The sequence below is a fragment of the Kitasatospora sp. NPDC041917 genome (genome assembly GCF_055589745.1).
In genome coordinates this window covers 195,862-208,489 of record NZ_JBVJBI010000011.1, presented here as the reverse complement: position 1 = coordinate 208,489, position 12,628 = coordinate 195,862, and the positions used below count along the sequence as shown (strand labels likewise).

The window sequence follows — 12,628 nt, the reverse complement described above, 5'->3', positions numbered from 1 at the left end:
GATCTCGACCAGGTGTACGACACCCCCGTCGACCACTCTATTCCGGCCGGTCGGTCGCAACATTCCGGCCGGAGCCCCCCGCCCCGCCCCTTATCCTGTTGGACCATGCAACCGATCCAGCCCGAGACCTACGGAGTGCCGCGGACCGCGCAGGTCCCCGCGCAGCGCTCCGCCGTCCCCACCGGGGGCTTCGCGGTCGTCGACGTCGAGACCACCGGTCTCGGCCGCTCGGACCGCGTCATCTCGGCGGGCGTCTACCAGCTGGACGCGGACGGCGACGTCGTCGACCACTGGTACACCCTGGTCAACCCCCAGCGGGACCCGGGCCCGGTCTGGATCCACGGCCTCACCGCCGAGCTGCTCGCCACCGCCCCGACCTTCCCGCAGATCGCCGACGAGTTCGCCACCCGTCTGCAGGACCGCGTCCTGGTCGCGCACAACGCGCTCTTCGACTGGAACATGATCTCCCGCGAGTTCTCCCGGGCCGGCCTGCGCGCCCCGGTCGAGCAGCGGCTGTGCACCATGGTCCTCTCCCGCGACCTGCGCCTGCCGCTGCCCAACGGCAAGCTGTCCTCGCTCGCCGCCCACTTCGGCGTCCAGCAGCGCCACGCCCACAACGCCCTGGACGACGCCCGGGTGCTCGCCGAGGCCTTCCGCCCCAGCCTGCGCCTCGCCCGCGACGGCGGCGTGCCGCTGCCGCTCCAGAACTGCGTCGCGGTCACCGACCTCGGCGAGGAGGAGCCGGCCGCCCCGGGCCGCAGCACCTGGACCGGCGCCACGTACCGCCAGGCCAAGAAGCGCCCGCCCTGCCCGTACCCCAACCCGGGGCGCTGGGAGGACGGCAAGCCCCTGGTCCAGGGCATGCGGGTGGCCGTCACCGGCGACACCGCCACCGACCGCGAGGTCCTGGAGGACCGCGCGGTCGAGGCCGGCCTGCACATCGCCACCTCGGTGAGCCGCCTCACCAGCCTGCTGGTCACCAACGAGCCGGACAGCTGGAGCGGCAAGGCCCGCCGGGCCCGCGAGCTCGGCACCCCCGTCGTCGGCGAGGACGCCTTCCTCCAGCTGCTGCGCGAGGTCGCCCCGCACCCCGGTGCGTGAGCCGTTTGTGAGGTCGGCGTACCGTTCCCATGTGTACCGTTTTCTGCTGACCCGACAGTGGCTGATCACCATGCTGGTCGCGCTGCTGCTGATCCCCGCGACGATCAAGCTGGGCTTCTGGCAGCTGCACCGCCACGAGGCACGGGTGGCCCGGAACGAGCTGATCGGTCAGGCCCTCACCGCCGCGCCGGTCCCCTTCGACACCCTGTCGCCGGCCCCCGGCTTCGCGGTCCCCAAGGACCTCACCTGGCGCGCGGCGACGGCCACCGGACAGTACGACCCGGCACACGAGTTCGTGGTCCGCAAGCGGACCGACTCCAACGGCAGCATCGGCTACTTCGTGGTGACCCCGTTCCGGCTCGCCGACGGCAAGGGCACCGTCCTGGTCAACCGCGGCTGGGTCGCCTCCGGCGACGGCGCCACCGAGTACCCGCCCGTCCCGGCCGCCCCCGCCGGCGAGGTCTCCCTCACCGGCCGCCTGCGCGCCGAGGAGACGTACGGCGCCAGCGGCATCAAGGACCGCACCGGCCTGCCCGACCGCCAGTTCAACCTGATCAACACCGACGAGCAGGCCAAGCGGACCGGCGCCCCGCTCCTCGGCGGCTACCTCGAACTCACCGGTACCGCCCCCGCCCCGGCCGACCAGCCCCAGCTGATCCCCGAGCCCAACCACTCCGACATCGGCCCGCACATGGCCTACGCCATCCAGTGGTGGCTGTTCACCGCGATGATCCCGGTCGGCGTCTGGGTCCTCGCCCGCCGCGAGGCCAAGGACCGCGCCAAGCAGGCCGCCGAAGCCGAGGTCCCGCTCGACGCCGTCCCCGCCTAGAGCACGTCGCCTGGCGCACATCGCCCAGAGCACGTCGCCTAGAGCACGTCGTCCAGCTCCCGCAGCAGCCGCGCCTTCGCCCGCGCCCCCACCACCGACCGCACCGGCTGCCCGCCCCGGAACACCATCAGCGTCGGCATCGACAGCACCCCGTACGCCGCCTGCGTCCGCGGATTGTGGTCCACGTCCACGCTCACCACCCGCAGCCGGTGCCCCTCCTCCCGCGCGATGTCCGCCAGCACCGGCGCCATCATCCGGCACGGCGGGCACCAGTCCGCCGTGAAGTCCACCAGCACCGGCCCCTCGGCCCCCAGCACCTCAGCGGCGAACGTCTCGTCCGTCACCGCCGGCACACCCGTGATCTCCACCGTCTACTCCTTCACCAGTTCGCAAACAGGCGGCTCCTGAACGGCGGCCAGCTCGTCCCGCGCCCTCACGGCCCGATCGAACTGCCCCGCCACCTGGGCCCGCACGTCCTGGAGCCGGGCGATGCACTCGTCCAGCTCCCCCAACTTCCGCCGGTACACCTCCAGAGAGGCCGGGCAGGAGTCCCCCTCCGGGTGCCCCGCCCGCAGGCACTCCACGAACGGCCTGGTCTCCTCCAGCCCGAACCCGAAGTCCTGCAACATCCGGATCTCCCGCAGCAACCGCAGATCCCCCTCGTCGTACGCCCGGTACCCGTTGCCCGCCCGCCGGGCCGGCAACAACCCCAACTGCTCGTAGTACCGCAACGCCCGCGTGGTCGTCCCCGCCCGCTCCGCCAACTCCCCGATCCGCACGCCGAACCACTCCTCCCGCACTTCCGGCAACGACCGTAAACCTTCCCCCGGGCGTCAACGCCAGCCCCAACCCGCCCCCACTCCCCGACCGGGCAAGATGTCCCCCATGGATCTCGGACTGAAAGACAAGGCCTACATCGTCACCGGCGCAACCCGAGGCCTCGGCCTCGCCGGCGCCCGCGAACTCGCCGCCGACGGCGCCCGCGTGCTCATCAGCGGCCGCACCCGGCAAGCCGTCGACAACGCCGTCGCCGAACTCGAGACTCTCGGAACCGCCCGGGGCCTCGTCGCCGACAACGCCTCCCCCGACACCCCCGAGCGCCTCATCGCCGAGGCCCGGCACCACTTCGGTCGTCTCGACGGCATCCTGATCAGCGTCGGCGGCCCCCAGGCCGGCCCCGTCGAGACCACCCCCGAGGACGCGTGGCGCGACGCCTTCGAGTCCGTCTTCCTCGGTGCCCTCCGGCTCGCCCGCGCCACCGCCGCCGCGCTCACCGACGGCGGTGTGATCGCCTTCGTGCTCTCCAGCTCGGTCCGCCAGCCGATTCCCGGTCTGGGCATCTCCAACGGCCTGCGTCCGGGTCTCGCCATGGCCGCCAAGGCCCTCGCCGACGAGCTCGGCCCCCGCGGCATCCGCGTGCTCGGTCTGCTCCCGGCCCGGATCGACACCGACCGGGTCCGTGAGCTCGACGGCCTCGCCGCCGACCCCGACGCCGCCCGCGCCCGGGCCAGCGCCGCCATCCCGCTGGGCCGCTACGGCACCCCCGAGGAGTTCGGCAAGGTCGCCGCGTTCCTGCTCTCCCCCGCCGCGTCCTACCTGACCGGCGTCATGGTCCCCGTCGACGGCGGCGCCCTCCGCACCCTCTGACTCCCGCCTCCACTCTCGATTGCTCGACCCTGACCGTTCCTGGACTACTCCACCCGCGACTGGCGCCGCCCCCGCCGCCCCCGCCGACCCCGTCCGTGCCGCGGCTCGGCGGGGGCCGCCTGCAGGACCCTGATCCGCAGATCGGCCGGCAGCGCCGCCAGCCGCAGGCTCCCGCAGGCATCCGCCCGAGGCCCGTCCTCGAAGTGCTCCACCAGCGCGGCCGGATCCCCGCCCGGCCGCAACCGCACCGCACCGCGCAGCTGCGGATGCCTCGGCGCCCGCACCAACCGCACCCCGGCCCGCTCGACCTGCGGCAGCACCACCGTCCGGTTCTCCAACGCCTCCTCCAGCGCCCGCGCACCGACCCGCAGTCGAAGCCCGCCCGCCCCCGGCGTCGGCACCTCGATGCTCGACAGCCCGGTGCGCCTCAGCTGCGCCACCAGCCACCACACCATCCCCGCCACCAGCACGGTCAGTCCGCCGATCACCGTCGGCCACCACCACGCCGACGCCACCCACTGCCCCCGCGAACGCGCGCTGACCACCGGCTGATCGGGCGAGGTGAGCGGCCACCGGTCCGGTGGATGCACGCCCAGCCTCCGGTACAGGTCGAGCCCGCCCGCCAGCACCAGCACCCCGACCCCCAGCAGCACCGCCCCCACCACCCCCAGCAGCACCCGGTTGACGACCGTCCGCCTCACCCCGCCACCCCCGCACCGCCGGCCGTCCCGGCCCCCGTACCGGCACCCGGGTCACCGGCACCCGGGTCCGGCCCTCCCGCCGGTTCCTCCCCCACCACACGCGCGGTCCCCCGCGCCGCCCGCACGTCCAGCCGCATCGGCCGTCCCAGCCCCACCCGTCCCAGCTCGTCCCGCAGCTGCCGCTGCACCAACGCCGGCTCCGCCGTCCCCGCCAACGAGATCCGGATCCGCCGCCGCCCGACCCGGATCCGCAGGTGGTCGATCCCGTCCAGTCCGGCCGCCCGGTCCGTCAGCAGGTGCCCGACCCCGGCCCGGTCGATGGCCGCGCTCGTCCCCCCGTACGGCCGCAGCACGAGCCAGCGCCGCAATCCGGGCGCGACGGCCAGCCACAGCAGCCACCCGCCGAGCAGCGTCGCCGCTCCGGCCCCCACCAGGACCGCCAGGTCGTCGAGGTGCCGCGTCGCCAGCTCGTCCGCGATCTGCGCCCGCCACCGCCGGGCCGGCTGCCCGACCCGCACGGCGATCACGTCGTACAGCAGCGCCCCCGCCACCACCAGCACCGCCGTCGCCACCAACGCCGCCGCAGCCGTACGGGGCGCCCGCGGCCGTCGCACCTTGTCCGCCCGAAGCTCCGATGCCGACCCCTGCGCCCCCTCCGGCCCCTGCGCCCCCTCCGCCTCAGGGGCCTGCGCGCTCACGAAGCGCCCCCCGTCATTAACTTCTCGACCACGACGACCACTTCCGAGACCCTGACCCCGGTCAGCCCCGCCACCCGCTCGGCGATCCGCGCCCGCACCGCCCCGGCCAGCGTCGCGACGTCCGAGGGGAACGGCAGCTCAAGAGCCACCCGGACCCGCACCGTGCTCCCCGGTACGGTCACCGAGACGTGCGGCGGCGCGCCCTTCGCCCGCCCGGCGGGCCAGGCCTCGGCCAGCACCTCCCGGGCGGCCCGAGCCGCGATCCCGGCGTACACCCGGTCGGCGATCCGAAGCCGCCCCCGACGCCCCGGCACGGACCCGGCCCCCGAAGCCGACCCCGACCCCGACCCCGACCCCGAAACAGAACCCGAACCCGAACCCGAACCGTGACCGGGCCCCGAACCCGACCCGGAACGGGAGACCACGACCGGAACCGACACGGGGCCCGTCATCAGCGGCGCCGGTCGCGGCCGCGGAGCAGGTCCCCGAGGTCGCCCAGCTCGATGTCGCCCTCCAGCAGGCGTCCGATCACGAAGCCGACCAGCCCGAGCACGGCCACCAGCAGGAAGGCCGCGAACCCGCCGAAGTACCCGGCGAAGCCGAGGGCCATGCCCACCACCAGGCCGACGATGGCCAGGTTCATCCGCTACTCCCTCGTTTCCCGCTACTCCGTCGGGCCTGACGCCCCGACCTGCCGCCGAACGCGCTACTTGAGCTTCGGCCGCTGCCCGGACGGCGCCACCGGTTCCTCTTCCTCCTCGAACTCCGGTTCGTCCGGGAGGTGGACGTCGTTGACCGCGATGTTGACCTCGACGACCTCCAGGCCGGTCATCCGTTCGACCGCGTTGACGATGTTCTCCCGCACCTGGCGGGCGAGTTCGGGAATGACCACGCCGTACTCGACCACCAGGGCGATGTCGATCGCGGTCTGCTTCTCGCCGACCTCGGCCTTGATGCCCCGCCCGACGCTGGGCTTGCCGCCGGGCACCCGGTCCCGCATCGCGCCGAAGGTACGGGCGAGGCCGGACCCGAGCGCGTGGATTCCGGCGACCTCGCGGGCCGCCACGCCGGCGATCTTCTCCACCACGCCGACGGCCAGCGCGGTACGGCCGCGCTCCCCCACCGGCTTGGCACCGCCGCCGGCACCCGGCGGACCGGAGGGCGGGGCGCTGCCACCACCGGTGTGCTTGTGCATGGTCGCGGGCGTCGGAGTGTCAGGCATGGGCGCTTCTCCCGTCGTACGGCACCAGCTATATCGCAAACCTCCCCAACTCTGGCATTTCGCCACGATCCCCGCCCCCCGAGCGTCGGCAGCCCACCCCGACGCCCGCCCCTGCGCGAGAGATTCCGTCCCCCACGCGGGAGGCCCACCGGGAGACCCACCCGGGTGACCCGCGCGAAAGACCCCGCACAGGAGAAAAGGGCCCGGCCCCGGGGAAGTCCCCCCGGGGCCGGGCCCTGCGTCGTCGCCGTGCGGTCAGTCGCCGATCCCGGCGAGCTCCCGCAGCCGGCGGGCCTGCGCCACCCGTTCGGCCGAACGCTGCTCGTCGAAGGAACGCCCGGCGGCCCCCTGCAGCAGGGCCTTGGTCTCGATCACCGCCCCGCGCGGAGCGGCCAGCAGGGCCGCCGCGAGGTCGCGGGCGGCCGCCTCCAGGTCCTCGCCCGACACGGCGAGGTTGGCCAGCCCGATCGCGGCGGCCTCCTCGGCACCCACCCAGCGGCCGGTCGCGCAGATCTCCAGTGCCCGCGCGTAGCCGACGAGCTCGGTGAGCGGCTTGGTGCCGGCCAGGTCCGGAACGAGGCCCAGCGAGGTCTCCTTCATCGCGAACTGGACGTCCTCGGCGACCACCCGCAGGTCGCAGCCGAGGGCCAGCTGGAAGCCCGCGCCGACGGCGTGGCCCTGGACCGCCGCGATGGAGATCAGGTCCGGACGGCGCCACCAGGTGAAGGCCTCCTGGTACGAGGCGATGGCGTCGTCCAGCTCCCGGTCGGTGGAGGCGGCCAGCTGGAGGAAGGTGGGCTCGCCCGGGATGCCCTCGGGGGTGAACATGGCCCGGTCCAGCCCGGCGGAGAAGGAGACCCCCTCCGCGCGCAGCAGCACCACCCGGACGCTGCCGGGCAGCTCGCGGCCGGCGTCGGTGAGGGCGCGCCAGAGCGCGGGCGACTGGGCGTTGCGCCGCTTGGGTCGGCACAGGGTGACGACGGCGAGTTCGCCCTCGATCTCCAGGCGGACGCCGTCCCGCTCCCAGCTCGGGGCCTGCGGGTCGATGGCGGGAGCGGTCATGCGGGGACCTCCGGTGGCGAGGGACTTGGCTACCGGAGAGTAACAAAACTCGACGCGCCTGGGCAGGGCTCCCGACCCGGAGAGATCGACGGGGCCTGCGGCACTCCACGACGCCCCGCGAGGCGCGAATGCGCGGCGAGGCGAAGAGCGAAAGGGAAATGAACGGTATTGAAGAATGGGGGAAGGACCTCACCCCGGACATGACGATCGGCGGCCGGCCCGCACGGCTCGAGGGCGGACGCCCAGCTGACGGTCAGCTGTCGTCTCCTCGGCCGGCACCCTGCCGCCGCGTCATCCAGCCACTGGCTGACGAACCGTCAGGAACCGGCCCCGGCAGTCGCCTTGTTCTTGCCCCGCGTGGCACCGCCGCGGCCCCGGAGAATCACTCCGGACTCGCTCAGCATCCGGTGCACAAAGCCGTACGAACGACCGGTCTCCTCCGCGAGAGCGCGAATGCTCGCCCCGGAGTCGTACTTCTTCTTGAGATCGGCCGCGAGCTTCTCACGCGCGGCACCGGTCACCCGGCTGCCCTTTTTCAGAGTCTCGGCCACCCGTGCCTCCTCGTAGCGTTGCTCGGTCAGATTCCCATGATCACCCATCCACCGCGTCCTGGCCACCCATTCGACAAGGTCGATGTCGGAAATGCGTGGTCCTTCGGTGGTGATCCGAGCGCATCAGGGCGCTCACGCAGAGTGCACGCCCCCTGGCGGATCCGGCCGTTCGCCGAGAAAGGGCTGATCAGCAACGTCGGCCCGACCACGATCGAGTGGCGGGCCGACGGAAAGTCCTTAAACGGAATCCGGGTCTACTTCATTCCCGGACACGCCGAAAGGACTAGATATTCTCATCCGAAAAGCGGATCTCGCGTCTACTTCCGGTCAGGCCAAGGAGACCAGATCGGCGTAGGACGGGTTCCAGAGGTCCTCCACGCCGTCCGGCAGAAGGATGATCCGCTCCGGGTCGAGCGCCTCGACCGCGCCCTCGTCGTGGGTGACCAGCACGACCGCGCCGGAGAACTCGCGGAGCGCGCCCAGGATCTCCTCGCGGCTGGCCGGGTCGAGGTTGTTGGTGGGCTCGTCGAGCAGCAGCACGTTGGCGGAGGAGACCACCAGGGTGGCCAGCGCCAGACGGGTCTTCTCACCACCGGAGAGCACCCCGGCCGGCTTGTCGACGTCGTCGCCGGAGAACAGGAAGGAACCGAGGATCTTGCGGATCTGCACCAGGTCGGTGTCGGGCGCGGCCGAGCGCATGTTCTCCAGCACGCTGCGGTCCGGGTCGAGCGTCTCGTGCTCCTGGGCGTAGTAGCCGATCTTCAGGCCGTGGCCCGGGATCACCTCGCCGGTGTCCGGCTGCTCCACCCCGGCCAGCATCCGCAGCAGGGTGGTCTTGCCGGCGCCGTTGAAGCCCAGCACGACGACCCGCGAACCGCGGTCGATCGCCAGGTCGACGTCGGTGAAGATCTCCAGCGAGCCGTAGGACTTGGACAGGCCGCTGGCGGTCAGCGGGGTCTTGCCGCAGGGGGCCGGCTCCGGGAAGCGCAGCTTGGCGACCTTGTCGTTCACCCGGACCTGCTCCAGGCCGGAGAGCAGCTTGTCGGCGCGGCGGGCCATGTTCTGCGCGGCCACCGTCTTGGTCGCCTTGGCCCGCATCTTGTCGGCCTGGGCGTTGAGGGTCGCGGCCTTCTTCTCGGCGTTGGCCCGCTCGCGCTTGCGGCGCTTCTCGTCGTCCTCGCGCTGCTGCTGGTACTGCTTCCAGCCCATGTTGTAGACGTCGATGCAGGAGCGGTTGGCGTCCAGGTAGAAGACCTTGTTGACGACCGTCTCGACCAGGTCGACGTCGTGCGAGATGACGATGAAGCCGCCCTTGTAGGTCTTCAGGAAGTCCCGCAGCCAGACGATCGAGTCCGCGTCCAGGTGGTTGGTGGGCTCGTCGAGGAGCAGCACGTCGGAGTCCGAGAAGAGGATCCGGGCCAGCTCGACCCGGCGGCGCTGACCGCCGGAGAGGGTGTGCAGCGGCTGGCCGAGGATGCGGTCCGGCAGGCCCAGCGCGGCGGCGATGGTGGCGGCCTCGGCCTCGGCGGCGTACCCGCCCTTGGTGAGGAACTCGGTCTCCAGCCGGGCGTACTTCTTCATCGCGTTGTCCCGGGTGGCGCCCTTGCCGTTGGCCATCCGCTCCTCGTTCTCGCGCATCTTCTTCAGCACGGTGTCGAGGCCGCGGGCGGAGAGGATGCGGTCCTTGGCGAGGACCTCCAGGTCACCGGTGCGCGGGTCCTGCGGGAGGTAGCCGACCTCGCCCGAACGGGTGACGGTACCGGCGGCGGGCAGGCCCTCGCCCGCCAGCACCTTGGTGAGCGTGGTCTTGCCGGCGCCGTTGCGGCCGACCAGACCGATCCGGTCGCCGGCGGCGACCTTGAAGTTCGCGGACTCGATCAGGATCCGGGCACCGGCACGCAGTTCGAGGGCGTTGGCGGAAATCATGGCTGGGAGCTGCTCCTGGGACGTGGGCGGGCGGCCGGGCAGGACTGACCCGGGGCCGGGTTGGCGTGAGGGGGACTTCATCGGCGGTCGGCGCGGCCCTCCTGGCGCCGCCGCCCGCTATTGCCCGGAGAAAATAGCCATGGCGGCAAGTCTACCGGGCCCCGTGTCACCCTCGGAGGCGTACCGGCCCGGGGTATCCGGCGGCCTGCCGCCCGCCGGTTCCGGGGCCGAAGGCCGTCGTCCGCGGGTCGTCCCCGCTACTGCGGCTGCGCGCCCGACCGGTCCCCCGCGGGCGCTCCGGTGGCTGCCTGGGCGTCCGGCAGGGTGCCGGTACCCACCGGGGCGTCCGGCGCGGTACCGGTGGCCGCCGGGTCGCCCACGGCCGGGTTCACCGACGGGTCCGCCGCGCAGCCGCCCTGCGGGCGGACCGCCGCGAACGGCGCGTCCACGCTGCCGCAGGCCGTCTCGGGCGCGGCCGCCTTGGTGTCGAACACCTTGGGCGGGACGATCGGGCCGTCCGTGATCTCCACCCGGCTGCGGTCCAGCACCTTGACCGTGGCGGTCGGACCGGTGTTCATCGCCCAGCCGTTGCTGTCCAGCCGGTAGCCGGTGATGCCGCCGGAGACGGCCTGCCCGCTGCTGTTGCCGCAGGTGCGCGGGATGAGCACGGCGTAGTCGGTGTGGACGGCGCGCAGCGGGTCGTAGACGCAGCTGCCGGAGGGCTTGTCGTTGTAGCGCAGGTCGCCGTCGGCGTCGCGCAGGCCCATGGTCAGGTTCGGGGTGACCAGGGCCAGCCAGGGCGAGCCGTCCCGCTGGACGGTGTGCAGCGCGGCCGCGGCCCGCTGCTTGGCGAGCGCCTTGCGCTGGGCGTCGGTCCGCTTGTCGGCGCCGGGCTCGCCGTCGCCGTGCAGCCAGTCGGCCAGGCCCGGCACCGCGCGGTGCCAGCGCACCTCGTGGTCGCCGGGGCGCACCGAGGTGACCATGCCGTCGTCCCAGACCACGATCGCATTGTCGCCGGCCATCGCGAGGTAGAGCGCCTCGGCGCCCTCGCGGCGGTAGGACCAGGCCTGCTCGCCGGTCCGCTTGTGGAAGGCCTCCAGGCCGGGGCCGACCCGCAGGTCGAGGTCGGCCGAGCTGAGCGACTCGGAGTTCACCGGTGTCGCCCCGGCGTCGCCCGGTCCCGCGACCCGGTCGCCGAACGGCACCGGCTTGTTCGCGTGCGCCGCCGCTCCGGCCGCAAGGACCAGCATCACCGCCGAGGCAGGCAGGATCGAGCGGGGGGTCAGTACACGCAGCGGCTTCCAGGACACGGCCGGAGCGTACCTTTCACCGGGCACGCGAGTCAGCCCGGTTCCGCCGTCGCCGTGTCCCGCCGGGCGTCCGCCGAGCCCCGCGCGCCCTTCCCGCACGTCCACCCGCCCACCTGCGCCGTCGGCGTTCCGGCCGCCGCGCCGGGCGTTGCGGAGCGGGCCACGGGGGCCCGACAGGACCGTTACCAAGCTGATACATGACCGCGGGTCGCCGGCCTTTGCGGCAGACGGCGTTCGATCGGCGCCCACTTTAGGGTGACATTCGGCTTTTTCGTCCCCCTTCGGGCCTACTGTCGGCGAGCGGGGCGCCACGGTCCGTCCACGCCGAGACCGTGCGCCCCGCCCACGCGACGTCCGGAGGAGAGCACCATGCGAATCGGCCGCCTGACGCTGGCCGCCGCCACCCTGCTGCTGATGGCCACGGCCAGCGTCCCGGCCGGGACGCCGTTCAGCCAGACCGAACGGCACACCCTCTCCTCGGACGCCATCGAGCCCCGCGGCGCGGCCCCCCGCCCGCCGGTCCAGCGGCCGAACCACGAGCCGCCGTTCGGTGCCTTCGTCGGTTCCTGGGACGACTACATCCCGCAGATCGGCCGGTACGCGCAGTGGCTGGGCGACGCGAACATGCAGGTCGGCCACACCTATCTGGCGGGCAACGGCTGGAGCGACATCGAGGGCGAGCCGATGGTGCTCGGCCTGTGGTCGCAGTGGCGGCAGGCCGATCCGTCCCGGCTGCTGGTGCTCGGGGTGCCCATGCTGGTGCCCAGCGAGGCGAAGGTGCCGGACGGCGAGGTCGCCGACCTGCTGGCCCAGGGGGCGCGCGGGGACTTCGACGGGCACTTCCTCAAGCTCGCGCGCCGGCTGGTCGCGCTGGGCGGCGCGGACACCGTGCTCACGCTCGGCTGGGAGATGAACGGCACCACCTACACCCACCGCTGCAAGCCCGACCCGGCCGCGTGGAAGACGTACTGGCGGCGGATCGTCGGGGTGATGCGCTCGGTGCCCGGGCAGCGGTTCCGCTTCGACTTCGCCCCCAGCCGGGGCCTGGACGCCGTCCCGTGGACCAAGTGCTACCCCGGTGACGACGTGGTCGACATCATCGGCATGGACAACTACGACCAGCCGGCGGGCGGCACCTTCGACGACTACGTGCGCGAGCCGTACGGCCTCCAGGACCAGGTGGAGTTCGCCGCCAAGCGCGGCAAGCCGGTCTCGTACCCGGAGTGGGGGCTGTTCCGCAACGGCGACAACCCCGAGTTCGTGCAGCGGATGGTCGACTGGATCCGCACCCACGACACCGCCTACCAGACCGTCACCGACTACTGTCCGCACGGCTTCTTCCAGTGCGAGCGCAATCCGCGCTCGGCGGCGATGTTCAAGCAGCTGATGTCCGGTTCGAAGGGGGCGCCGACGCCGGCACCGACGGAGGCACCGGCGCCGACGGCCACCCCGGCGACGGACGTGCCCGCCGTGCCCGGGGGCAGCACCGCGCCGAGCAGGACGGCGAGCCCGTCGGCCCGTCCGGCGAAGGGCAAGTCGACGGGCCGGCCGACGGGCGCGCCGCACGCCCGGCACTGAGCG

15 protein-coding genes are annotated in these 12,628 nt (G+C 73.2%); 4 read left to right on the top strand and 11 right to left on the bottom strand.

Annotation, left to right across the window (positions count from 1 at the left end; all coding sequences use genetic code 11):
- The first annotated feature begins 105 nt into the window (after positions 1 to 105).
- Positions 106 to 1,101, top strand: coding sequence for a DEDDh family exonuclease (locus ACZ6EM_RS16535; protein WP_401054335.1), 996 nt, complete (start codon positions 106 to 108; stop codon positions 1,099 to 1,101).
- Positions 1,102 to 1,132: 31 nt separating this feature from the next.
- Entirely contained in the window at positions 1,133 to 1,930 is a 798-nt protein-coding gene (locus ACZ6EM_RS16530) for an SURF1 family cytochrome oxidase biogenesis protein (RefSeq protein ID WP_465772608.1), read from the top strand.
- A 38-nt stretch (positions 1,931 to 1,968) separates the two neighbouring features.
- Here ACZ6EM_RS16530 and trxA read toward each other — a convergent pair whose 3' ends face one another.
- Both trxA and ACZ6EM_RS16520 read right to left on the bottom strand, forming a co-directional pair.
- The gene (gene trxA, locus ACZ6EM_RS16525; protein ID WP_359903302.1) at positions 1,969 to 2,298 is read right to left on the bottom strand and encodes a thioredoxin; all 330 of its coding nucleotides are present in this window, start codon (positions 2,296 to 2,298) and stop codon (positions 1,969 to 1,971) included.
- A gap of 3 nt (positions 2,299 to 2,301) precedes the next feature.
- Positions 2,302 to 2,709, bottom strand: coding sequence for a MerR family transcriptional regulator (locus tag ACZ6EM_RS16520; RefSeq protein WP_359903456.1), 408 nt, complete (start codon positions 2,707 to 2,709; stop codon positions 2,302 to 2,304).
- A 106-nt stretch (positions 2,710 to 2,815) separates the two neighbouring features.
- Here ACZ6EM_RS16520 and ACZ6EM_RS16515 point away from each other — a divergent pair, with 106 nt between their 5' ends.
- Positions 2,816 to 3,577, top strand: coding sequence for an SDR family oxidoreductase (locus ACZ6EM_RS16515; RefSeq protein WP_401055587.1), 762 nt, complete (start codon positions 2,816 to 2,818; stop codon positions 3,575 to 3,577).
- A gap of 44 nt (positions 3,578 to 3,621) precedes the next feature.
- Here the strand turns inward: ACZ6EM_RS16515 and ACZ6EM_RS16510 are convergent, their stop codons facing one another.
- From ACZ6EM_RS16510 to ACZ6EM_RS16470, 9 genes are all read right to left on the bottom strand, one after another.
- On the bottom strand, positions 3,622 to 4,278 hold the full coding sequence (locus ACZ6EM_RS16510) for an alkaline shock response membrane anchor protein AmaP (protein WP_465772607.1): 657 nt from the start codon (positions 4,276 to 4,278) through the stop codon (positions 3,622 to 3,624).
- On the bottom strand, positions 4,275 to 4,850 hold the full coding sequence (locus ACZ6EM_RS16505; RefSeq protein WP_465772606.1) for a DUF6286 domain-containing protein: 576 nt from the start codon (positions 4,848 to 4,850) through the stop codon (positions 4,275 to 4,277). Before ACZ6EM_RS16505 ends, ACZ6EM_RS16510 begins: the two co-directional genes overlap by 4 nt.
- A 122-nt stretch (positions 4,851 to 4,972) precedes the next feature.
- On the bottom strand, positions 4,973 to 5,251 hold the full coding sequence (locus ACZ6EM_RS16500; RefSeq protein WP_401056405.1) for a hypothetical protein: 279 nt from the start codon (positions 5,249 to 5,251) through the stop codon (positions 4,973 to 4,975).
- A gap of 176 nt (positions 5,252 to 5,427) precedes the next feature.
- Positions 5,428 to 5,619 carry a hypothetical protein gene (locus ACZ6EM_RS16495; RefSeq protein ID WP_359903317.1) on the bottom strand — a complete coding sequence of 64 codons (192 nt, stop codon included), beginning with the start codon at positions 5,617 to 5,619 and terminating at the stop codon, positions 5,428 to 5,430.
- Between the two features lie 63 nt (positions 5,620 to 5,682).
- A complete protein-coding gene (locus ACZ6EM_RS16490; protein ID WP_401056407.1) occupies positions 5,683 to 6,171 on the bottom strand; it encodes an Asp23/Gls24 family envelope stress response protein in 489 nt (162 codons plus the stop codon).
- Positions 6,172 to 6,453: 282 nt separating this feature from the next.
- Positions 6,454 to 7,260 carry an enoyl-CoA hydratase/isomerase family protein gene (locus ACZ6EM_RS16485; protein ID WP_465772605.1) on the bottom strand — a complete coding sequence of 269 codons (807 nt, stop codon included), beginning with the start codon at positions 7,258 to 7,260 and terminating at the stop codon, positions 6,454 to 6,456.
- A gap of 317 nt (positions 7,261 to 7,577) precedes the next feature.
- Positions 7,578 to 7,811, bottom strand: coding sequence for a helix-turn-helix domain-containing protein (locus tag ACZ6EM_RS16480; RefSeq protein ID WP_030059940.1), 234 nt, complete (start codon positions 7,809 to 7,811; stop codon positions 7,578 to 7,580).
- Between the two features lie 327 nt (positions 7,812 to 8,138).
- A complete protein-coding gene (locus ACZ6EM_RS16475; RefSeq protein ID WP_359903323.1) occupies positions 8,139 to 9,737 on the bottom strand; it encodes an ABC-F family ATP-binding cassette domain-containing protein in 1,599 nt (532 codons plus the stop codon).
- Between the two features lie 257 nt (positions 9,738 to 9,994).
- Entirely contained in the window at positions 9,995 to 11,047 is a 1,053-nt protein-coding gene (locus ACZ6EM_RS16470; protein WP_465772604.1) for a hypothetical protein, read from the bottom strand.
- Positions 11,048 to 11,416: 369 nt separating this feature from the next.
- Between ACZ6EM_RS16470 and ACZ6EM_RS16465 the strand changes: the two genes are divergently transcribed.
- Positions 11,417 to 12,625, top strand: coding sequence for a glycoside hydrolase family 26 protein (locus ACZ6EM_RS16465; RefSeq protein ID WP_465772603.1), 1,209 nt, complete (start codon positions 11,417 to 11,419; stop codon positions 12,623 to 12,625).
- Positions 12,626 to 12,628 lie beyond the last annotated feature (3 nt).

Coding starts and splice junctions, on each gene's coding strand:
- ACZ6EM_RS16515 (WP_401055587.1), top strand. CDS start 2,816: ATGGATCTCGGACTGAAAGACAAGGCCTACATCGTCACCGGCGCAACC.
- ACZ6EM_RS16495 (WP_359903317.1), bottom strand. CDS start 5,619: ATGAACCTGGCCATCGTCGGCCTGGTGGTGGGCATGGCCCTCGGCTTC.
- ACZ6EM_RS16475 (WP_359903323.1), bottom strand. CDS start 9,737: ATGATTTCCGCCAACGCCCTCGAACTGCGTGCCGGTGCCCGGATCCTG.
- ACZ6EM_RS16465 (WP_465772603.1), top strand. CDS start 11,417: ATGCGAATCGGCCGCCTGACGCTGGCCGCCGCCACCCTGCTGCTGATG.
- ACZ6EM_RS16535 (WP_401054335.1), top strand. CDS start 106: ATGCAACCGATCCAGCCCGAGACCTACGGAGTGCCGCGGACCGCGCAG.
- ACZ6EM_RS16490 (WP_401056407.1), bottom strand. CDS start 6,171: ATGCACAAGCACACCGGTGGTGGCAGCGCCCCGCCCTCCGGTCCGCCG.
- ACZ6EM_RS16485 (WP_465772605.1), bottom strand. CDS start 7,260: ATGACCGCTCCCGCCATCGACCCGCAGGCCCCGAGCTGGGAGCGGGAC.